Here is a 20,079-nt window from a genome sequence, read left to right as displayed (position 1 = left end):
TCGCAATGACTCGCTTAGAAGCAGTGTTCCGTGGCGGGGAAAGTGCGGTGCTTGACCGCCTGATGGTACGCTTCGAAGGCCCCTTGAATGGAGCTGGCCTCGCTCATGAAATTCTTCACGAAACGCGGCGTGCGGCCATGGGTAACCCCCAATACATCGTGCATCACCAGAATCTGACCATCGGTGTCCGGCCCTGCGCCAATGCCGATGACGGGCACATCCAGCGCCTCGGTGACGGCTTTGCCAAGGCTGGCAGGCACACACTCGAGCAAAATGACCGAGGCACCGGCCTCTACCAGCACCTTGGCATCCTCGATGATCTGCGCCGCCTGTTCGGCTTCGCGGCCCTGCACCTTGTAGCCGCCCAACTGATAGACGGTTTGCGGGGTCAGGCCCAGGTGGGCGCATACCGGAACGCCCCGGCGTGTCAGCTCGCGAATGCCGTCGGCCATCCAGGCTTCGCCTTCCACCTTGACCAGCTCGGCACCGGCGCGCATCAGCGCCGCGCCATCCTGCAGCAGTTGCGTGGTGGTGGCATTGCTCATGAAGGGCAGGTCGACCATGAGCAGGCTGTGACCCTTGCCCCGCGCGGCACAGCGGGTGTGGTAACAGATGTCGTCGATGGTGACGGGGAGCGTGCTGCTGTGACCTTGCAGCACCATGCCCAACGAATCACCGACCAGCAGCACATCGACACCAGCGGCGCTGGCGGCATGGGCAAAAGAGGCATCGTAGGCGGTCAGGCAACTGAACGTTTCGCCGGCGCGCTTATAGGCTTGCAGCGTGCTCAGGGTAACGGTTTTCATGGCGTGCTCTCGTTGTTTCTTCATGGGGTCGATGGCATGGCTGAACGTCAGCGCTGCTCGACCATTATTATCGCGGCATCCCTGCATGTGCGAAGGGGTGTAACCGGCAATTGTTACCTGAATGCGGGCATGGTGTCGAGATTTGTGTCAGACGGTAGCAGTCGAGAGGGTGGCCGTGTTGGGTAAGCGGCGGATGTCGTCCAGCGGGAGGGTCGATGCCCAGTGATCGAGCGGCTGCCCATGCAAGGTGAGTGGTTGCTCCAGCGTGCCGGCAAGCTCCGCCAGTGGCACCAGTACGAAGGCGCGCAGGTGCATCTGTGCATGGGGCACGGTCAAGCGCGGCCACTGGCAGTGCTGCGACCCGTAGAGCAGCAGGTCCAGGTCCAGGGTGCGGGGGCCCCAGTGGCGCAAGCGCCGCCGCCGATGGCGCTGCTCGAGCGCCTGTAGCTGATCCAGCAGAGCCAGCGGCGAGAGGCGGGTTTCCAGGCAGGCCACGGCATTGATGAAGTCAGGCTGGTCCTGGGGGCCTATCGGCGGGGTGGCGTAGAGCGAAGAGTGCCCCAGCATCTGGCACAGGGGCAGCGTTGCCAGCGCCTCCAGGGCCCGAGTGAGCTGCCCCTTGGGGTCGTCCAGATTGCTGCCCAGGCCAATATAGGCGCGTACCGGGCTCACGCTTCGCCCTTGCGAGATTTACGCTTTTTCTTGCGCCGCCGGTCGCCCTGGCTTGCCGGGTCGCTGCCGACTTTTTGCAGCAGGCGCAGCTGTTCGTGTTCGTCCCCTTTTTGGAAGGCCGTCCACCAGTCGCCCAGACCACGCGGGATCTCGCCTGCCTGCTCACGGAGCAACAGCAGGTCGTAGGCTGCCCGAAAACGTGGATGCTCACGGGTCTGGAAGGCGCGCTTGCCCCGCCGCATGGGCAGGCGCGATTGCAGCTCCCAGATTTCCCGCATGGGAATACCGAAGCGCTTGGGAATCGACGTATGCTGCAACTGACGAGAAACGACCTGCTGGGCGGCGGTTTGCAGTGCGGGTACTGAAGGCATGCCCTCGCGTTCTAGCTCTGCCTGGCGATGTACCACCGGTGCCCAGAGGAACGCCGCCAGCAGAAACGCAGGCGTGACCGGGCGGTCTTCGGCAATGCGCTTGTCGGTATTGATCAGCGCCTGCTCGATCAACTCCTCTGCCCAGGCGGCATCGGCCATGGCCTCTTCGGCTTCCGGGAAGAGCATGCCGAACAGGTTGTAGTGGCTCAGCAGGCGGAAGGTAATCAGCCCATGGCCGGACATGAACAGCTTGAGCACTTCGTCGAACAAGCGTGCCGGAGGAATGTTCAGCAGCAGCGGCGCCAGGTCGTACATCGGCGCTTCGGTGGCCGGTTCGATGGTGAAGTCGAGCTTGGCAGCAAAGCGGATCGCCCGCAGCATGCGCACCGGGTCTTCCCGATAGCGCGTGGCAGGGTCTCCGATCAGGCGCAGAGTGCGTGAATCGATGTCCTGAGCGCCGTTGGCGAAGTCGTGAATGGTGAAGTCGGCAATGTTGTAATAGAGCGCATTGACCGTGAAGTCACGCCGTAGCGCATCCTCCTCGATACTGCCCCATACGTTGTCGCGCAGCAGCAAGCCATCGTCGGACTGATGGGCAATGTGATCGCCGTGCTCGTCCTGCGGCTTGCCGCGGAAGGTAGTCACCTCGATGACCTCACGACCAAAGCGCACATGCACGATACGGAAGCGACGGCCGATCAGACGTGAGTTGCGAAACAGGTCACGCACCTGCTCCGGCGTGGCGTTGGTGGCCACGTCGAAATCCTTGGGCATCTTGCCCAGCAGCGCATCACGAATGCAGCCACCCACCAGGTAGGCATCGTAGCCAGCACCATTGAGGCGATAGAGCACCTTCAGCGCGGCCTCACTGATTTGCTGACGAGAAACGGGGTGCTCGGAGCGCGGAATAATGCGTGGGCTGAGCGCGTTGTCAGCGCTCTCTGGGGAATCGAGCAGTGATTTCAAGTGCTCTCCCGGACTATGTAATAAACGGGTAAATCCTTTAAACATGCGGCGATGTCGACTCGCAGGGGTATCGATCAAGGCGTTGAGTGTATCCGACCCCCGATAGCTTGCAAAGCGCCGAGGCGGCGTTTGGACGGTAACAGGTGACAAATGCGGAAAGGGGAGGCTACATGAGCCTCCCCCTACTAAGCAGACAATCAGCATCCATGCTGCTGTTTTTATTCATGATGGCACATCGCCCTGAATACGCACCGCAGTCGGTAGGCGTAAGAACCACTCTGATTCCGACCGCCTCGTATTCAAAACAATAATCCAACCGCGAACTTTTCTCTCCCGGCGAATTGTTATTGGCTCCGGGGGTGTACACCTATGCTGCTGTTATTGTTGTTGGGGTGCAGCTTGTTGTGTACGTCGCGTCCTTTTTGGGCACTTGTAGATTGCTGTTGTTTTTGTTGTTGCATCAGGGGCTGCGCCGTGTTTGCAAACCCTGTGCTTACAAGTAGTGAGACTCAAGCCTGTTGTTCTTGTTAGTACCGTTATCTCTGCCTGGCCCTGTTGTTCTTGTTGTGGCTCAGGTCGGGGCGGCGTCATGTTGTTTTTGTTGGCGACTGCCGCGTGGCCCAGTTTGTTCTTCTTGCTGAGTAATATTGCACTCGCTGTGCCACCTATCAGATAACTTTTAGTTTTCATGCGCTTGGCAATTTTCAGGCGGGTCGGGGAACTTATCCGCACAGGAAGTGTTACCCCGAAATTGCCCTTTTTGCCGAGTCGTTGTGTGGGAAGGTAACAGTGAAGGGGTAACGGTTTTTGGATAATTCTTATGCAAATCAATCTATTGGACGTTAGTCTTATTGTCGACTTAAGTTTATCGGCGTGTCGTTTTTTTACGGGGAATCCCTAGCCGTTGACGCCTTTCCCAGAGGTTCTTGCGGCTGATGCCCAGCTTCTGTGCCAGCTCCGTTTCGCTCATCTGGTCCTGATGCTCCAGCACGAAGTGCTGAAAATAGTCCTCCAGAGAGAGGTCGTCCTCGTTGGGTTCCGGTTCGCCGTCGCTGGCAGGAGCCGTGGGTGTGACGTTGGCGGTGGGGGGCGGCGCCGGGCGATTGGTCACTGGACCAAGGCCCAGGTCGTCAGGGTGGATCAGATGCCCCTCGGCCAGAATGACACCGCGCTCCAGGGCATTTTCCAGCTCGCGGACGTTACCGGGCCATGGGTAGTCGCGCAGGTCCTGGCGTGCCGCCCGTGAAAGCCGCAGCCCCGGCCGCTCATGTCGCTTGCAAGCTTTCTCCAGCAGAATGTCGGCAATCTTCAGCACGTCATCCTCGCGCTCCCGCAGCGGCGGCAGCGCGATCTGCATGACGTTCAGGCGGTAGTAGAGGTCGAGCCGGAATTCGCCGCTCTTGGAGAGGGCGCGCAGGTCCCGGTGGGTGGCGGCAATCAGGCGCACATCCACGTGGCGTGTTTCGACCGAGCCAATCTTGCGGATTTCGCCCTCTTGCAGCACCCGCAAGAGCCTGGCCTGGGCGTCCAGCGGCAGTTCACCAATTTCATCCAGAAACAGCGTCCCGCCGTCCGCGGCTTCCACCAACCCGGTGCGGGCGGCGCTGGCGCCGGTAAAGGCTCCCTTTTCATGGCCAAACAGCTCGGACTCGATCAGAGTTTCGGGGATCGCCGCGCAGTTCACGCAGATCAACGGTGCCTTGGCACGCTTGCTTTGTTGATGAATGGCGCGGGCGACCAGCTCCTTGCCGGTGCCGGACTCGCCCTGGATCAGCACGGTGACATCGGCGGGCGCCGTTTTGCGAATGCGCGTATAGACCTGCTGCATGGCGCTGCAATCACCAATCATCGTCTGCCTGCCACCGCCATCGTCGGTAATGTCCGGGGGAGTACCTTGCTGCATGGATTGCTTGTGCAGAATGCGCTCGACGGTTTCCAGCAGTTCGGTATGGTCAAAGGGCTTGGCCACGTAATCCACGGCGCCCTGCTTCAAGGCATCCACCGCCGAGCGCATGCTGGCATAGCTGGTCATGATGAGCACCGGGGCCGGGGCGGCCAGGGCGATCAGCGCCGTGCCCGGTTCCCCTGGCAGGCGCAGATCGCTGATTACCAGATCGAAGTCGCTGGGGGGGAGCTCGCGGGCTTCCTCGACGCTGGCGGCCTCGCTGACGCGATAGTCATGCCGCTCCAGCAGGCGCTTGAGGGCGCTGCGAATAATCGCTTCATCTTCAACAATCAGTATCCGGGGCATGGGGCAAGTGATCATCCTGTCGGTAAAGCGGGAGCCATAGCGTGATGGCCGTGCCGCGAGGCTGTCCGGGAGGTGGCGAAGCCACTTCTATGTTGCCTTGGTGCTCATTGATGATTTGATACGCCAACGATAACCCAAGCCCGGTACCTTCGCCTGCCGGTTTCGTGGTGGTGAACGGTTCGAACAGCCGGTGTTTGACGCTGTCGTCGATGCCGTGACCGTCGTCGGTCACGCGCCACCAGGCGTGGTTGGCCTGGTGGCCAGCCTCGATCACCACGCTGCCTTGCGGGGCACAGGCATCCTTGGCATTGCTCAGCAGATTGACCATCACCTGGGTCAGTCGCTGGGCGTCACCACGCACCACAATGTCATCCGCGCACGCATTGGTAAAGCGCACATCCTCCCCTGAGCGGGCCAGGTGGATCAAGTGCAAGGCATCGTCGCTGACGCTGGCCAGGGCGACCGGAGCGGCGGGCTGGGGCAGGGCCGCTCGGCCGCCATGGGCAAAGCCGACCAGCGAGTTGACGATGCGGGTTACGCGCTGGGTCAGCTGTTGGATCTGGTCGGCGGTTTCCAGCAGTGCTGGGTCCTCGGTGTCGTAGCGCAGGTTTTGGGCCAGCGATGAGATGCCGGTAATGGGGTTGCCGATTTCATGGGCCACGCCGGCGGCCAGTTGGCCAATCGAGGCCAGCCGCGCGGCGTGCACGAGTTCCTCTTCCAGCCACTTCATTTCGGTGTGGTCTTCGACCAGCACCACGCTGCCGCCACGGCTGTCATGGCCACTCAGAACCGCTTTATGCAGGGTGAGAAAGTAATCCTTGCCGTGCAGCGAGACGGCCTGTTTGTAAAGCGGGGTCTGGTCTGCTTCCAGTACGCTGCCCAGCAGTTCCGGCCAGGGTGCGGGCAGGCTGTCGCGGCGTGAGCCGATCACGCTGTCTCCACTGATACCCGAGAGCTGCGACAGCGCCTGATTCCACATCAGGAGTTCGTCGTCGTCACCCAGTACGCAGAGCCCGACGGGGAGATACGCCAGCGTCTGGCGGTGGTGGCGGCGCAAACCGTCCAGTTCGCGGGCCAGCCCGGTCAGCCGTGAACGATAGGCTTCCAGGCGGCTTTCGACGAAGTGAATGTCGTCGGTGACCGGCGCATCGTCGTGGCGATAGGGCAGGTAGCGGTCCACGATGTCGCGCGCCACCGAAGGCCCCATGAGCCCGGACAAGTTGGCCTGGATACGATCACGCAGGCGGCGCAGTGCGTAGGGGCGGCGCTCCTGAGGTGTCAGGTTGAGCGCCTTCAGGGCACGACTGACCTCACGGCCAGCGGCTTCCTCGCCCAGCGCCTGGGCCAGGTGTGCGGTGAAATCACCGGCGGTGGCGGCCTCCAGCGGCAGGCGCTTGGAACGGATGACCGCGTCCACCGAGCAGGCCTCGGCAGACGAGCTTTCGCCTTCGGACATGCGCGTGAACAGCGATACCACCATCAGCAGAACGATATTGATGGCCAGCGAGATCAGCGTGACGCTGAACCAGGCAGGGTCATCTGCGCTCATCAGCGGGGTGAAGGGCAGGGCGGGCAGCGGGGTGTTGAGCAGCAGGGGCAGCCAAAGCCCCCACAGCCAGATGACGATGCCGCCGACCAATCCCGCCAGGGTGCCCTTGCGATTGGCGCCGGGCCAGTAGAGCAGCGCCAGCATGCCCGGCAGGCACTGGGCCATGCCCACGAAGGCGGCCAGCCCCAGGCTGGTGAGGGAGTGATAGCGGCCCAGGCTTTCGGCGAACAGCCAGCCACCGGCAATCACCGCGACCACCAGCGCGCGACGTAGCCACAGCAGCCAGCCATAGAGGTCGCTGCGCGCTTCCGGCGGCCGGGCTACGAGCACCAGGTGATTCAGCACCATGCCCGACAGCGCCAGCGCAATCATCATCATGGTACCGCTGGCTGCGGCCAGGCCGCCGATGAAAGCCAGCGCACCGACCCACCAGTGCTCGGTCATCAGATAGGCGGCGTAGGCCGCGACGGGAACGTCGGGCTGGGTCGATTGGGCTGCCCATAAGATCAGCGGGACGGGCAGCGCCATCAGCAGCAGAAACAGTGGCAGTGACCAGCTGGCCTGAAGCAGGGTGTGCCGTGAGAGGCTTTCGGCGAAGGTGATCTGAAACAGGTGCGGCATCAGGAAGGCGGCGGCAAAAAACAGCAGCAGCAGGGTTCTCCATTGGGGCGCGTCCAGCTGCGGGGTAGCGGCCTGCACGGCGGCCCCCGGGCCTTCCAGCCAGCGCTGCAGGTCCTGGGGGCCATCGAACACCCACCACAGCGCAATCACGCCAAGCCCCAGCATGGCCAGCAGCTTGATCACCGATTCGAAGGCAATCACGGTCAGCAGCGTATCGTGGCGGTGGCGGTGGCTGTGGCGGGCGCCAAACCGCACCGCGCAGGCAGCGATAGCGGCGCAGAGCAGCAGCGTGACGGCCCCGCTGTAATGGCTGCCTGAGAGCAGCGCAATGGTGTCGCTGAGGGTCTGCACCTGAATGCCCAGCAAGGGCAGGACGGCCGCCAGGCTCAGCAGCGTGACCAGCGTACCGGCCCAGCGTGACCGATAGCGGAACGCAAACAGGTCGGCCAGAGAGGAGAGCTGGTAAGTGCGGGTGATACGCTGGATGGGCACCAGCAGTACCGGTGCCAGCAAGAAGGCACCGGCCGCGCCCAGGTAGTAGGCCAGGTAGCCGAAACCGGCCTTGGAAGCCATCTCGACGCTGCCGTAGACCGCCCAGGCGCTGGCATAGACCCCTAGCGCCAGGGTGTAGACCATGGGGTGACGAGTGACCCGAATAGGTACCCAGCCGCGCTCGACGGCCATGCCGCAGGCCAGCAGCAGGCCAAGATAGCCCAGGCCCAGCAGGGCAACCCCCGCTAGCTCAACGCTCATCCAGCTTCCTCTTCTGTTCGAGCCATAGGGTCAGGGCGATCAGGCCACCCCAGATGGCGAAAGGGCGATACCAGGCCGTGTCCGGGTCGCCCCAGCCGTTCATGAACAGAGGCGATAGCAGATAGCCGCCAAACACCAGAAACAGCATGATGCGGTAAACGTACATGTCAGGGCTCCTCGGGCGTGGGCCGGTGGGCGTGGGGCGTCAGGCGCTCGGGCGACCAGTGGGCAATGGCCCACTGCAGCTGAGTGTCGACTGGCTCGCTTGCCAGGGTTGCCGGGGGCGCCTGGTCGAGCAGCGTGAGCGCCTGGTGGAGCTGGCGGCGCACGGCGTCTGGTGCATCCGCCAGCGGCGGGGCGAGGTTCTGTTTGGAGAGCTTCTGACCATCCGCAGATACCACCAGCGGCAGGTGCAGGTAGCGCGGCGTGGCATAGCCCAGTGCCGCTTGCAGCTGGCGCTGCCAGGGGGTGTTGTCGAGCAGGTCGTAGCCGCGCACGATATCGGTGATGGCCTGGTCTGCATCATCGACCACGACCGCCAGCTGATAGGCCCACAAGGCATCCTTGCGCTTGAGCACCACGTCGCCCAGCGCCGCCGGGTCGAACTGCTGGCGACCAAACAGGCGGTCCTGCCAGACGACAGGGCGCTGGCCGAGGTCGCTGCGCAGCCGCCAGGCGATGGGTTTGGTCGTGTCGCGCACGCCGTCTCGGCACCAGCCAGGATAGACGTCGAAATCCTGCCACTGTTTTCTCGAACAGCTGCAGGGGTAGGCGAGGCGCTGAGTGACCAACTGCTCCAGCGCCCGCTGATAGGCGTCTGAGCGGGTGTGCTGCCAGCAGACCGCTTCGTCCCAATACAAGCCGAACCTTTCCAGCTGCTGCAGGATAGTGCGGTCGGCGCCGTCTGGGCAGCGTGGCGGGTCGATGTCTTCTATGCGCACCAGCCATTGGCCACCGGCGGCACGGGCGTCCAGATAGCTACCCAGGGCGGCCACCAGTGAGCCAAGATGCAAAGGGCCGGAGGGCGTAGGGGCAAAACGCCCGCGATAGGAAGCGGTAGCAGTCATGGCAACCCGTTTCTGGCAATCAAAGAGCACAAGCGTGGAAAGACACAAGATGACAAACAAAAACGGGCACCTCAAGGGTGCCCGTCAGCGGCCGTCACTCATGTTGCGGTGGCCGCGGTGTCAACCGCCCAGCTGCTTCTCTTTCAGCTCGGCCAGCGTTTTGCAGTCGACGCACAGCGTGGCCGTCGGGCGTGCTTCGAGGCGGCGAATACCGATCTCGACCCCGCAGGCCTCGCAGAAGCCATAGTCGTCTTCATCGATCTTTTCGATGGTTTCGTTGATCTTTTTCAGCAACTTGCGCTCACGATCCCGAGTGCGCAATTCCAGGCTAAAGCCTTCTTCCTGGGTCGCGCGGTCGGCGGGGTCGGCGTAGTTATTGGCGTCTTCCTGCAGGTGGCGTACGGTACGATCCACCTCTTCCATGAGGTCCTGTTTCCAGTCCAGAAGCAGCTGGCGGAAGTGCGCGAGCTGCTTCTCGTTCATATACTCTTCACCCGGTGCCGGCTCGTACGGGATGAAGGACTTGGACGCTTCCGATTTCTTTTCCGCTACTGGCATGGGAGTGCCCCTTACGTTGTGACTACTGAACGTTGTGACTGCTGATCGACCATGTGCGTGTGTCACGATCGCACGCCAAAGGGGTGCTTGTTTAGCTGAAAATTAGCTGCGATGCAAGCATAATAGTGCGTTTTCGACCATGGTCCTACATCTTGTACGCCATGGGTCATGTTTTGACTACTGCTAGGAAAAGGAACCGTTATGGCCTGGAATACGCGTGTGGAACACGTCGCACCTTTTCGCGTGATGCACTTATTGGAAATGGCGCAGGCGCGTGAGGCGGCGGGTCATGATGTCATCCACCTGGAGGTAGGAGAGCCCGATTTTGCCACGCCAGCCCCCATCGTGGCGGCAGGGCAGCAGGCGCTGGCGGAAGGCCGTACACGCTATACACCGGCGGCGGGGCTGGCCTCACTGCGTGAAGCGATTGCCGACCATTATGCCCAGCACTTTGGGGCAACGGTGGACCCGGCGCGGATTCTGGTGACCCCCGGCGCGTCCGGTGCCCTGCTGCTGGCCAGCCAGCTGCTGGTGGAAAGCGGTCAGCGCGTGCTGATGGCCGACCCCAATTACCCGTGCAATCGCCACTTCATGGCGCTGGCCGGTGCCCACATCGACAGCGTACCGGTGGGCCGTGACAGCGGCTGGCAGCTGACCGCACCGCTGGTCGAACGTCACTGGCAGCCCGATACGCGGCTGGCGATGCTGGCCACGCCTTCCAACCCCACCGGGCATACGCTCAGCGCTACCGCGCTAAGGGAGGTCATGCAGACGGTGGCCGCCAAGGGCGGCGATCTCATCGTCGACGAAATCTATCAGGGGCTGAATTACGACGATGCCCCGCTGTCGGCTCTGTCGCTGTCGGAGAATGCGTTTGTGGTGAACAGCTTTTCCAAGTACTTCGGCATGACGGGCTGGCGGCTGGGGTGGCTGGTGGCGCCCGAGCAGGCGGTCGAGCCACTCACGCGGCTGGCGCAGAACGTGTTTCTGGCTGCGCCGACGCCCTCCCAGTATGCGGCGCTGGCGGCCTTCACGCCGGAGTGTCGCGATATTCTCGAAACCCGTCGGGCCACCCTCAAGCAGCGGCGTCAGGTGTTGCTGGATGGCCTGGCGGCGCTGGGGCTGGCGCCGGACCTGCCACCCCAGGGGGCGTTTTATGTATGGTTGGATATTTCTCGCTACAGCCGCGACAGCCAGGCCTTTTGCGAACGCCTGCTGCAAGAGGAGAACGTGGCCATCACACCGGGGATCGACTTTGCCGTCCAGGGCGGAGAGCACCATGTGCGAATCGCGTTCACCAATGAAGTGCCCAGGCTTCAGGAAGCCATGGAGCGCCTGGCCCGCTTCGTAGGTCGCTTATGATGCACTACCCCACGCTGGTGCCGGGTACGCTGCTGCGCCGCTACAAGCGTTTTCTGGCCGATGTGCGGCTGGACAGCGGCGAAGAGGTGGTGGCGCACTGCCCCAATACCGGTTCGATGAAGGCGGTCAACGTGCCGGGGGCTCGGGTATGGCTATCGCCCAGCGACAACCCCAAACGCAAGCTGGCCTGGACCTGGGAGTGGATTGCGCTGCCCCAGCCGGACGGCGCGCTGGCGCTGGCCTCGGTGCACACCGGGCGGGCCAATCGGTTGGTCGAGTCGGCCATACAGGCGGGAGACATCCCCCCTCTGGCAGGCTACGCCACGCTGAAGCGTGAGGTGAAAGTAGCCGATGCGCGGCTCGATTTTCGCCTCGACGACCCGGTGAAGGGGGCGGCCTATGTCGAGATCAAGCAGGTAACGCTCAAGGAGGACGATGGCCACGGCTATTTCCCGGATTCGGTCAGTGAGCGTGGCACGCGGCATTTGCATCACCTGACGGCGCTGGCCCAGCAGGGCGAACGGGCGGTGCTGCTGTTTTGCGTCGCCCATGAAGGGATCGAGGACGTGGCTCCAGCGGCCCACATCGACCCCGTTTACGCGACCGCGCTGGCCGAGGCCATGGCGGCGGGCGTCGATGTGCTGGCCTACGGCATTCGTCTCGAGTGGCGCGACGCAGCGCCGTTCACTGCGCGTTTGAACCGGGCGCTGACGGTGCGGGCCTAACGCTCGATGTAGAAACGCTGGATAAAGCTGACCGGCTGCGGGGGCGCATTGCGGTCGTGGCGCACTTCCAGGTCGAAGCGCATGGGTTCGTCATGGCGCAGGGTGAACAGCGCGATGTGGTAGGTGGCATCGCCGTCGCGGACATTGCGAAAGCCGAGAGACTCCCCGGCGTCATTCAGTCCTCCGACGCTGCCCTGGACGTTGGCCATGACCGGGCGCGTCGTGCCATCGGGCTGGCGCTGGCGCACGGCCACGTTGACCAGCCCGTGCCCGGCGCTGCGCTGGATGCGGTGGGCTTGAGCGACTTCCGAGCTCAGGTGCCGCGTGGCGATGGCGCTGTAGTGAATTTCATAATCGCCCACTTCGACCCACTGTTCTGCCGTGGCCTGTGTCGACATCAGCAGCAGACCCAATAGTGTCAGCAGCGCGAGGCTGCGGCGCAGTCTTGCCATCGCCATGGCGGTTCTCCTCTACGATGGGCGGCGGCGAACCCTGAAAATGGCAATTTCGCCAAACAGATTCGGCCACCATTTGGATGTCCAGTGCCCTTTGTGGTCGCCCACGCCCACGGCGCGGTCCACGATCACCAGCCCCTTCTCGCCACAGAGATGCTCGAAGTCATTGAAGGTCGACAGGTGAATGTTGGGCGTGTCGTACCAGGCGTGGGGCAGCGACTTCGATACCGGCATGTAACCGCGCACCCCCAGGTGGACGCGGTGACGCCAGTAGGCAAAGTTGGGGAAGGTAATGATGCCTTCCTCCGCCACCCGCAGCATCTCATCGAGCATCTTGTCCGGGCGGCGCAGTGCCTGCAAGGCCTGCGTCATGATGACCTGGTCATAGCTGTTGTCGCCGAAGCTGGCCAGGCCGTCGTCCAGGTTGTGCTCGATCACGCTGACCCCCTTGGCCACACACTGGGTGATGCCCTCCGGGTCGATCTCCAGCCCGTAACCGGAGACCTGTTTCTCGTTGGCCAGCCGCTCCAGCAGCGTGCCGTCGCCGCAGGCCAGGTCGAGGATACGGGCGCCGTGGGGCACCCAGTCATAGATCAATTCCAGGTCGGTGCGCATTAACGAGCCTCCTTCTTGGCGACGGCGTCGATCTTCAGCTCGCGAGCGACGCGGCCCATGAAGGCACTGAACAGCGCGTGGTAGCGGGGTTCAGGCAGCAGGAAGGCGTCGTGGCCGTGAGGGGAGTCGATATTGGCATAGCTGACCGATTTGCCCGCCTGGGTCAGGGCATCCACCAGCTCACGAGAACGCGAGGGTGGGAAGCGCCAGTCGGTGGTGAAGCTGACGATCAGGAAAGGGCATTGGGCCGGGGCCAGCGCCTGGGCAAGGTCGCCCCCGTGGCTGGCGGCAGGGTCGAAGTAGTCCAGCGCCTTGGTCATCAGCAGATAGGTATTGGCATCGAAGGCGGTGGAGAAGGTATCGCCCTGATAACGCAGGTAGGACTCCACCTGGAACTCGACATCGAAGCCGAAATTCAGGTCGTCGCTGCGCAGGTCGCGGCCAAACTTGCTGCCCATGGCGTCTTCGGAGAGGTAAGTGATATGACCGACCATCCGCGCCAGCTTCAGGCCCCGCCTGGGCACCGTGTCGTGCTCTGCGTACCAGCCGTCGAAGAACTCCGGGTCGGAGCGAATGGCCTGACGAGCCACCTCGTTGAAGGCGATGTTCTGGGCCGACAGGCGTGGCGTGGCGGCAATGATGACCGCATTGGCCACCCGCTCCGGGTACGTGATGCTCCACTGCAGCACCTGCATGCCGCCCAGGCTGCCACCCACGGCCGCGGCCCAGCGCACGATGCCCAGGTGGTCGGCCAGGCGTGCCTGGCTGGCCACCCAGTCGTTGACCGTGATCACGGGGAAGTCGGGCCCCCACTGGCGGCCGGTGTCTGGGTTATGGCTGACGGGGCCGGTACTGCCGTGGCAGCCGCCCAGGTTGTTCAGCGACACCACGAAGAAACGGTTGGTGTCGATGGATTTGCCCGGGCCGATATGGGCATCCCACCAGCCGGGCTTGCGGTCCTCGGCAGAGTGGTAGCCCGCCGCATGGTGGTGGCCGGAGAGCGCGTGACAGATCAGTACCGCGTTGGAGCGCTCGGCGTTGAGCGTGCCGTAGGTTTCATAGATCAGCTCGTATTCCGGCAGCGTCTTGCCGCAGGCAAGCGGTAGCGGCGTATCAAATTTGGCAACGTGTGGTGTGACCAGACCCACGGAGTCCGCTGGCCGGTCAGCAAAAGCAAGAGTGTCTGAATCAGGCATCGAAAGCGCTAGTCCTGCAAAATGGATCCTGCTCAAAAAGACGCGACGACCAGCCTCAGAGGCCGACCAGCGCGCCCGAGATTCCCGCCGCGCGGATCAGCGCGCCAACCACCAGCCCATCGACCAGGTTGATGGCGATGAACACCACGATGGGCGACAGGTCGATCATGCCCAGCGGCGGGATGACCTTGCGCACGGGAGCCATGATGGGCTCTACCAGCTGCATGACCAGCAGTGCGCCTGGATGACTGGCATTGGGAGCCACCCAGCTCAGGATGATCATGACGATCATGGCAAAGAAGTAAATCTTCAGGATGGCATTGGCCAGGGCCGCTACCCCGGCAATCAACAGGCCGGGAATCGGCGGCATGCCCAGACCAATGACCATGAAGATGGCCACGATGCTGACGACCTTCAAGACGAACCCTGCCGCAAGGGTGGCCAGGTCGAAGCGACCTGCCACGGGGCCCAGGAAGCCCTGGAACAGCCCTACCACCGGCTGGGTGATCTTGACCACCGACTGGCTCAGGGGGTTGTAGTAATCGGCCCGTGACGCCTGCAGCAAGAAACGCAGCATCAACAGAAACAGATAGATATTGATCAGTGTGTTGACGAGCATTAGCCCCGCGCTGCCCAGTTGGCTTCCCATTGCTGCCTCTCCTTCGATCTTGGTATTGGTGTGCAAAATAAACGCTAAAGGCGTATCAGGCACGTCATCCTGTGTGTAACGCAGGCATTATGTGTGTTGGCCGAGCTCTTTGGCCATGGCATCGGCACGCTGAGCGCACGCTTGCATGGCATCGGCGATGATGGTTCTCAGTTCGGCCTCTTCCATGTGGGCAATGGCGCGTTCGGTGGTGCCGCCCGGCGACATCACATTCTGTTTCAGCGTGGCGGGGTCTTTGTCGCTGTGCTTGGCCATGGTGGCGGCACCCAGCGCGGTCTGGATGGCCAGCCGGCGCGCCGTGGTGGCCGAAAGCCCCTGTGCCACGGCGGCTGCTTCCATGGCTTCGAACATCAGGAAGAAATAGGCCGGTGCACTGCCGGACACGGCGGTGACGGCATTCAGCAGGTGCTCTTCTTCGACCCACTCGACGATGCCCACGGCTTCCATCATCTGTGTGGCCAGTTCGCGCTGGGCCTCGCTGACGGCCTGATTGGCGTAGAGGCCGCTGGCGCCCATGCCGACCAGGGACGGCGTGTTGGGCATGCAGCGTACCAGGGCGTTACCACCCCCTAGCCACTGGTCGATGGTGTCAGCGTCCAGACCTGCCGCAATCGAGACGACCAGCGGTGCCTGCTGCTGGACGCTATCGCGCAGGGCCTCACAAACGCCGCGCATGATTTGCGGCTTGACGGCCAGGACGACCACGTCAGCGCCACTCACCGCCGCGTTGTTATCGGTATGGGTATGAATGCCCAGGCGCGAGGCCAGGGCTGAAAGCTCGCTCTCGTTGGGGGCCGTGGCGGTGATGTCGCCAGGCGCGACACCGCTGTCGATCAGGCCGCCGATAATGGCGCTGGCCATGTTGCCTGCGCCAATGAAGGTGATCTTGTTCGCCATGGGGGATCCTTTTTCGCAAATGGCTGCGACGTGCAGCAGAAAATAAGCCGTGTTCGGGTGGTTGCCGTCAACTCCGAGCGCCAAAAATGGCGGTGCCCAGCCGTACCAGCGTGGCACCTTCCAGAATCGCGGCTTCGAGGTCATCGCTCATGCCCATCGAGAGCGTATCCAGAGGGGCATCGGGCAGGGCTGCCTGCAGCGTTTCCAGCAGCGCCCGTAGCTCAGCCAACGGTTTGCGCTGCGCTTCCAGCGTTTCCGCCGGGGCAGGAATCGCCATGAGGCCCCGCAAGGCGAGGCCGGGCAGGGGTGCGATTTCTCGGGCCAGGGCCAGCGTATCTTCCGGCAGTACCCCGGATTTGCTGGCTTCGCGACTGATATTGACCTGCAGGCAGACATTCAGCGGTGGCAGGTGGGCCGGGCGCTGTTCGCTCAGGCGCTTGGCAATCTTGAGGCGGTCGACGCTGTGGACCCAGGCAAACTGTTCGGCCACGGGCCGGGTCTTGTTGGATTGCAACGGGCCAATGAAGTGCCAGACAATGTCTTCCAGGTCGGCCAACTGCGCCTGCTTGTCCAGCGCTTCCTGCAGGTAGTTTTCGCCAAACGCCCGCTGGCCGTGCTGCCAGGCCAGGCGCACGCTGCTGGCGGGCTTGGTTTTGCTCACCGCCAGCAGCGTTGCACCGTTCGCGGGTCGCCCGGCCTGGACGAGCGCCTGGCCCAGGCGTTCGCGCGCAGCGGCCAGTGACTCGGGAAGCGCGTTGTCTGTCATACTCAAACACCTTACCGCAGCTGGGAAAAGAGAGATGGATATTACCGAACTGCTGGCATTCTCGGCAAAGCAGAATGCGTCCGACCTGCATCTTTCTGCAGGCTTGCCTCCCATGATACGTGTTGATGGCGATATCCGTCGGCTTAATGTGCCCGCCATGGAAAACAGTGACGTTCGGCGATTGATCTACGACATCATGAACGATCGTCAGCGCCGCGACTATGAAGAGCATCTGGAAGCCGACTTCTCTTTCGAGGTGCCCGGCGTTGCGCGTTTCAGGGTCAATGCCTTCAACCAGGCGCGGGGGGCCGGGGCGGTGTTCCGTACCATTCCCAATGACGTGCTGTCGATGCAGACCCTGGGCATGGGTGAGGTGTTCGAGCGTCTTGCCATGCTGCCGCGGGGATTGGTGCTGGTGACAGGGCCAACGGGGTCGGGCAAGAGCACGACGCTGGCGGCCATGATCGATTACATCAATGACCACCGCTTCGAGCATATCCTGACCATCGAAGACCCGGTGGAGTTTGTGCATACCAGCAAGCGCTGCCTGATCAATCAGCGCGAGGTGCATCGTGACACCCACAGCTTTGCTGGCGCGCTGCGCAGTGCGCTGCGGGAAGACCCGGACGTGATTCTGGTGGGCGAGCTGCGGGACTTGGAGACGATTCGGCTGGCGCTGACCGCCGCCGAAACCGGCCATCTGGTGTTTGGCACCCTGCATACCACGTCGGCGGCCAAGACCATCGACCGGATCATCGACGTGTTCCCCGGGGAAGAGAAGTCCATGGTGCGCTCGATGCTGTCCGAGTCGCTGCAGGCGGTCATCTCGCAGACGCTCCTCAAGCGACAGGGGGGCGGGCGCGTGGCAGCTCACGAAATTCTGATTGCCACGGCAGCGGTGCGCAACCTGATCCGCGAAGACAAGGTGGCTCAGATCTACTCCGCCATTCAGACCGGCGGCGCGCTGGGCATGCAAACGCTGGATGCCTCCTTGTCGCGGTTGGTCAAGGAGGGGGTGGTCACACTGGGCGACGCTCAGGCCCGAGCCAAGGGAACGCTGTCGGTCAAGGAGTAGCGGCGCGGTATCAGGCGGCGTAAATACCGCCCAGTACACGCGGGCCGCTGGCACCCGTCACGGAAGGCAGGTTGCCGGGGAGCCCATGCAGGCGCTGATGGGCCAGCCAGGCAAAGGCACCCGCTTCGATCCAGTCTTCTGGCCAGCCCAGCGTGGCCGGTGATACCAGCGCCATGTGCGGTAGGCGAGCCGCCAGCCTCTCCATCAAATGGCCGTTATGGGCGCCTCCTCCGCAGACCAGCAGGGTCGCTTTTTGATCGCCCAGCGGCAGTTGGGCGATGCCTTGCGCGATACTGGCCACCGTGAGTTCCGCCAGCGTTGCCTGAATGTCGCAGGGCGCTTCGTGGCCGGTGAGGTGGCGCTGTAGCCAATCCAGGTGAAAGAGCTCACGGCCCGTGCTGCGTGGCGGTGGCTGCTGAAAGAAGGGCTCTTGCAGCAGTCGCTCCAGCAGGGCGGTGTCCACGCAGCCACTCGCTGCCCAGGCACCCTGTTGGTCAAATCGGCCGACATGATGCTGGCCAAACCAGGCATCCAGCAGCACATTGGCCGGCCCCGTATCGAACCCCACCACCGCCTGCCCCGGTTGGCTCGATAGCCAGGTAAGGTTGGCAAAGCCGCCCAGGTTGAGCACCAGCTGTTCACCTGCCCGTGCTCCGAACAGTGCCTGATGAAACGCCGGAGCCAGGGGCGCCGCCTGGCCTCCTGCGGCCAGGTCTCGACGGCGAAAATCCGCCACGACGGCGCAGCCGGTCAGTTCTGCCAGCAGGCTCGGGTTGTCCAGTTGCCAGGTATAGCGTGGCCCGCCCTGGTGCCCCTCGGGGGCATGTTCGATGGTCTGGCCGTGGCTGCCGATGGCCGCTATCTGGTGGTGAGCGACGCCATGCTCTGCCAACAGGGTGTTGACGGCTTGTGCTTGCAAGCGGCAGAAGGCATCTTCGGCAGCGGCCAGCTCGGCAAACGTCACCGACGACGAGTGGCATAAATGCAGCAGCTGCCCATGCAGCGCATCGGGCATGGCAACCGCCGTGGTACCGATCAGGGATGGAGGAGTATGGGGCGTTATTTCGACGAGGGCGGCATCGATGCCGTCCAGGCTGGTGCCCGACATCAGCCCGACATACAAGGTCGGTAACGCGAGAGGTGAAGTTTTCATATCGCCATGCATCCAAAACGGGGTGAAGGCTCAACCAGTGCCTTGGGGCGTGGTAATATCGCCCGCTATCACGGTTAATCGCCTATATACGGCATATAGTACATGGAGAGAGGCAATGAGTGAGGTGGATCAGGCGTTAGCGCTGCTGTCGCGAGGTACGCATGAAATCCTGGTAGAAGACGAGCTGCGCAAGAAACTGGCGTCGGGCCGCAAGCTGCGCATCAAGGCTGGATTCGATCCTACCGCCCCCGACCTGCACCTCGGCCACAGCGTGCTGCTCACCAAAATGCGCCAGTTCCAGGACCTGGGGCACACGGTGATCTTCCTGATTGGTGACTTCACCGGTCGGATCGGTGATCCCACCGGCAAGAACGTCACCCGCAAGCCGCTGACCGAAGCCGATGTCAAAGCGAATGCGGAAACCTATAAAGAGCAGGTTTTCAAGATCCTCGATCCTGAAAAGACCGAAGTCCGTTTCAATGCGGAATGGTTCGGTGAGCTGACCGCCGCGAAGATGATCGAGCTGGCCGCCCAAAGCACCGTGGCCCGCATGCTGGAGCGTGACGACTTCGAGAAGCGTTACAAGGCCAATCAGCCCATCGCCATCCATGAGTTCCTCTACCCGCTGGTGCAGGGCTACGATTCGGTTGCGCTGGAAGCCGACATCGAGCTGGGCGGTACCGACCAGAAGTTCAACTTGCTGATGGGGCGTGAAATCCAGAAGCATTTTGGCCAGGAGCCACAGGTCGTCATTACCATGCCGCTGCTGGAAGGGCTGGACGGCGTCCAGAAGATGTCCAAATCGCTGGGCAACTACGTCGGCGTGGACGAAGCGCCTGGGTCGATGTTCAACAAGCTGGTCTCCATGCCTGACAGCTTGATGTGGCGCTACTTTGAATTGCTCTCGTTGAAAACCAACGAAGAGATCGCCGCGCTGAAGCTCAGCGTGGAGCAGGGTGCCAATCCTCGGGATGTGAAGATGGAGCTGGCGCGTGAGCTTATCGCCCGTTACCACGGTGATGAAGCAGCCGCGAATGCGCATAAGTCGGCGGGCAACCAGCTGGCCGAGGGTGAGCTGCCGGAAGACCTGCCGGAAGTGACGGTGGATTTCGAAGGCAGCGAGCAAGCGCCCATCGCCGCTGTTCTGAATCGCTCCGGCCTGACAAAGAACAGCGCCCAGGCCAAGGACATGCTGAAAAATGGCAGCGTCAAGGTCGATGGCGAGGTCGTTGCTCAAGATGCCATGCTGGCCACCGGTAAGGTGTACGTCATCCAGGCAGGCAAGAAACGTTACGCTCGTGTGACGCTTGCTTGAACTTTTTGAAAACTTTTTCAAAATAGCCCTTGCCAACCCGGCAGCGAATCCGTAAAGTACGCATCCGCTGCCGGGGACGCCAAGCGTTACCAGCGGTGAAGAAGGTCGAAAAACCTTCGGTTTGTCAGGAAGTTAGCGTCATCTGTTGGTTGGATTGATCGCTCGCTTCACTCGCTGAAAACAGCCCTTGACAAACACCACGGAATGCGTAGAATACGCCTTCCTCGCTGAGGCAACAC

General features: G+C 62.6%; 19 protein-coding genes. 4 read left to right on the top strand and 15 right to left on the bottom strand.

The annotated features are described in order from the left end of the window. Positions 1 to 14 precede the first annotated feature (14 nt). From panB to dksA, 8 genes are all read right to left on the bottom strand, one after another. Positions 15 to 806 carry a 3-methyl-2-oxobutanoate hydroxymethyltransferase gene (panB, locus tag FEU76_RS15880; protein ID WP_096923345.1) on the bottom strand — a complete coding sequence of 264 codons (792 nt, stop codon included), beginning with the start codon at positions 804 to 806 and terminating at the stop codon, positions 15 to 17. Positions 807 to 953: 147 nt separating this feature from the next. Continuing rightward, the gene (folK, locus tag FEU76_RS15875; RefSeq protein ID WP_096921572.1) at positions 954 to 1,478 is read right to left on the bottom strand and encodes a 2-amino-4-hydroxy-6-hydroxymethyldihydropteridine diphosphokinase; all 525 of its coding nucleotides are present in this window, start codon (positions 1,476 to 1,478) and stop codon (positions 954 to 956) included. Next, entirely contained in the window at positions 1,475 to 2,860 is a 1,386-nt protein-coding gene (pcnB, locus tag FEU76_RS15870) for a polynucleotide adenylyltransferase PcnB (protein ID WP_144984264.1), read from the bottom strand. The genes folK and pcnB overlap by 4 nt, the downstream gene beginning before the upstream one ends. A gap of 820 nt (positions 2,861 to 3,680) precedes the next feature. After that, positions 3,681 to 5,066, bottom strand: coding sequence for a sigma-54-dependent transcriptional regulator (locus FEU76_RS15865; RefSeq protein WP_039181336.1), 1,386 nt, complete (start codon positions 5,064 to 5,066; stop codon positions 3,681 to 3,683). Beyond that, entirely contained in the window at positions 5,044 to 7,989 is a 2,946-nt protein-coding gene (locus tag FEU76_RS15860) for an ATP-binding protein (RefSeq protein WP_144984261.1), read from the bottom strand. The genes FEU76_RS15865 and FEU76_RS15860 overlap by 23 nt, the downstream gene beginning before the upstream one ends. Next, the gene (locus tag FEU76_RS18620; protein ID WP_016915939.1) at positions 7,979 to 8,155 is read right to left on the bottom strand and encodes a hypothetical protein; all 177 of its coding nucleotides are present in this window, start codon (positions 8,153 to 8,155) and stop codon (positions 7,979 to 7,981) included. The genes FEU76_RS15860 and FEU76_RS18620 overlap by 11 nt, the downstream gene beginning before the upstream one ends. A gap of 1 nt (position 8,156) precedes the next feature. Next, positions 8,157 to 9,056, bottom strand: a complete 900-nt coding sequence (gene gluQRS / locus FEU76_RS15855; protein WP_144984258.1) for a tRNA glutamyl-Q(34) synthetase GluQRS — start codon at positions 9,054 to 9,056, stop codon at positions 8,157 to 8,159. 120 nt (positions 9,057 to 9,176) lie between these two features. Then, the gene (dksA, locus tag FEU76_RS15850; RefSeq protein WP_016915941.1) at positions 9,177 to 9,614 is read right to left on the bottom strand and encodes an RNA polymerase-binding protein DksA; all 438 of its coding nucleotides are present in this window, start codon (positions 9,612 to 9,614) and stop codon (positions 9,177 to 9,179) included. A gap of 201 nt (positions 9,615 to 9,815) precedes the next feature. On the opposite strand from dksA, the gene FEU76_RS15845 reads away from it, so the two are divergent. Together FEU76_RS15845 and sfsA are read left to right on the top strand one after the other, a co-directional pair. Then, entirely contained in the window at positions 9,816 to 10,976 is a 1,161-nt protein-coding gene (locus FEU76_RS15845; RefSeq protein WP_144984255.1) for an aminotransferase class I/II-fold pyridoxal phosphate-dependent enzyme, read from the top strand. Continuing rightward, complete coding sequence (gene sfsA, locus FEU76_RS15840; RefSeq protein ID WP_144984252.1) at positions 10,973 to 11,701, top strand: DNA/RNA nuclease SfsA; 729 nt, start codon at positions 10,973 to 10,975, stop codon at positions 11,699 to 11,701. Before FEU76_RS15845 ends, sfsA begins: the two co-directional genes overlap by 4 nt. Here the strand turns inward: sfsA and FEU76_RS15835 are convergent. From FEU76_RS15835 to FEU76_RS15810, 6 genes are all read right to left on the bottom strand, one after another. Further along, a complete protein-coding gene (locus FEU76_RS15835) occupies positions 11,698 to 12,159 on the bottom strand; it encodes a DUF4426 domain-containing protein (RefSeq protein ID WP_144984249.1) in 462 nt (153 codons plus the stop codon). The genes sfsA and FEU76_RS15835 overlap by 4 nt on opposite strands. A 12-nt stretch (positions 12,160 to 12,171) precedes the next feature. After that, positions 12,172 to 12,771 carry a methionine biosynthesis protein MetW gene (metW, locus tag FEU76_RS15830; RefSeq protein WP_016915945.1) on the bottom strand — a complete coding sequence of 200 codons (600 nt, stop codon included), beginning with the start codon at positions 12,769 to 12,771 and terminating at the stop codon, positions 12,172 to 12,174. Next, entirely contained in the window at positions 12,771 to 13,967 is a 1,197-nt protein-coding gene (metX, locus tag FEU76_RS15825; protein WP_144984246.1) for a homoserine O-succinyltransferase MetX, read from the bottom strand. Before metX ends, metW begins: the two co-directional genes overlap by 1 nt. 55 nt (positions 13,968 to 14,022) lie before the next feature. Then, positions 14,023 to 14,616: a YggT family protein gene (locus FEU76_RS15820; protein ID WP_144984243.1), complete on the bottom strand. Its 594-nt coding sequence runs from the start codon at positions 14,614 to 14,616 to the stop codon at positions 14,023 to 14,025. 87 nt (positions 14,617 to 14,703) lie between these two features. After that, on the bottom strand, positions 14,704 to 15,531 hold the full coding sequence (gene proC / locus FEU76_RS15815) for a pyrroline-5-carboxylate reductase (RefSeq protein ID WP_144984240.1): 828 nt from the start codon (positions 15,529 to 15,531) through the stop codon (positions 14,704 to 14,706). Positions 15,532 to 15,598: 67 nt separating this feature from the next. Beyond that, positions 15,599 to 16,297 (bottom strand): YggS family pyridoxal phosphate-dependent enzyme, encoded by a 699-nt coding sequence (locus FEU76_RS15810; protein ID WP_144984237.1) that lies wholly within the window; start codon positions 16,295 to 16,297, stop codon positions 15,599 to 15,601. A 34-nt stretch (positions 16,298 to 16,331) separates the two neighbouring features. Here FEU76_RS15810 and FEU76_RS15805 point away from each other — a divergent pair, with 34 nt between their 5' ends. Continuing rightward, positions 16,332 to 17,372, top strand: a complete 1,041-nt coding sequence (locus FEU76_RS15805) for a type IV pilus twitching motility protein PilT (RefSeq protein ID WP_144984234.1) — start codon at positions 16,332 to 16,334, stop codon at positions 17,370 to 17,372. A 10-nt stretch (positions 17,373 to 17,382) separates the two neighbouring features. On the opposite strand, the gene FEU76_RS15800 is transcribed toward FEU76_RS15805, so the two are convergent. Further along, entirely contained in the window at positions 17,383 to 18,525 is a 1,143-nt protein-coding gene (locus tag FEU76_RS15800) for an anhydro-N-acetylmuramic acid kinase (protein ID WP_144984231.1), read from the bottom strand. Positions 18,526 to 18,640: 115 nt separating this feature from the next. On the opposite strand from FEU76_RS15800, the gene tyrS reads away from it, so the two are divergent. After that, on the top strand, positions 18,641 to 19,840 hold the full coding sequence (gene tyrS, locus FEU76_RS15795) for a tyrosine--tRNA ligase (RefSeq protein ID WP_039181301.1): 1,200 nt from the start codon (positions 18,641 to 18,643) through the stop codon (positions 19,838 to 19,840). Positions 19,841 to 20,079: the final 239 nt, after the last annotated feature.

Origin of the sequence: Halomonas sp. C22 (assembly GCF_007655045.1) — a bacterium.
GTDB classification, from domain to species: Bacteria; Pseudomonadota; Gammaproteobacteria; order Pseudomonadales; family Halomonadaceae; genus Vreelandella; species Vreelandella hamiltonii.
Note: the sequence above shows the minus strand (reverse complement) of the source record. Positions and strands in the feature narration are given on the sequence as shown.

Coding starts and splice junctions, on each gene's coding strand:
- panB (WP_096923345.1), bottom strand. CDS start 806: ATGAAAACCGTTACCCTGAGCACGCTGCAAGCCTATAAGCGCGCCGGC.
- pcnB (WP_144984264.1), bottom strand. CDS start 2,860: ATGTTTAAAGGATTTACCCGTTTATTACATAGTCCGGGAGAGCACTTG.
- FEU76_RS15865 (WP_039181336.1), bottom strand. CDS start 5,066: ATGCCCCGGATACTGATTGTTGAAGATGAAGCGATTATTCGCAGCGCC.
- FEU76_RS15860 (WP_144984261.1), bottom strand. CDS start 7,989: ATGAGCGTTGAGCTAGCGGGGGTTGCCCTGCTGGGCCTGGGCTATCTT.
- FEU76_RS18620 (WP_016915939.1), bottom strand. CDS start 8,155: ATGTACGTTTACCGCATCATGCTGTTTCTGGTGTTTGGCGGCTATCTG.
- gluQRS (WP_144984258.1), bottom strand. CDS start 9,056: ATGACTGCTACCGCTTCCTATCGCGGGCGTTTTGCCCCTACGCCCTCC.
- dksA (WP_016915941.1), bottom strand. CDS start 9,614: ATGCCAGTAGCGGAAAAGAAATCGGAAGCGTCCAAGTCCTTCATCCCG.
- FEU76_RS15845 (WP_144984255.1), top strand. CDS start 9,816: ATGGCCTGGAATACGCGTGTGGAACACGTCGCACCTTTTCGCGTGATG.
- sfsA (WP_144984252.1), top strand. CDS start 10,973: ATGATGCACTACCCCACGCTGGTGCCGGGTACGCTGCTGCGCCGCTAC.
- FEU76_RS15835 (WP_144984249.1), bottom strand. CDS start 12,159: ATGGCGATGGCAAGACTGCGCCGCAGCCTCGCGCTGCTGACACTATTG.
- metW (WP_016915945.1), bottom strand. CDS start 12,771: ATGCGCACCGACCTGGAATTGATCTATGACTGGGTGCCCCACGGCGCC.
- metX (WP_144984246.1), bottom strand. CDS start 13,967: ATGCCTGATTCAGACACTCTTGCTTTTGCTGACCGGCCAGCGGACTCC.
- FEU76_RS15820 (WP_144984243.1), bottom strand. CDS start 14,616: ATGGGAAGCCAACTGGGCAGCGCGGGGCTAATGCTCGTCAACACACTG.
- proC (WP_144984240.1), bottom strand. CDS start 15,531: ATGGCGAACAAGATCACCTTCATTGGCGCAGGCAACATGGCCAGCGCC.
- FEU76_RS15810 (WP_144984237.1), bottom strand. CDS start 16,297: ATGACAGACAACGCGCTTCCCGAGTCACTGGCCGCTGCGCGCGAACGC.
- FEU76_RS15805 (WP_144984234.1), top strand. CDS start 16,332: ATGGATATTACCGAACTGCTGGCATTCTCGGCAAAGCAGAATGCGTCC.
- FEU76_RS15800 (WP_144984231.1), bottom strand. CDS start 18,525: ATGAAAACTTCACCTCTCGCGTTACCGACCTTGTATGTCGGGCTGATG.
- tyrS (WP_039181301.1), top strand. CDS start 18,641: ATGAGTGAGGTGGATCAGGCGTTAGCGCTGCTGTCGCGAGGTACGCAT.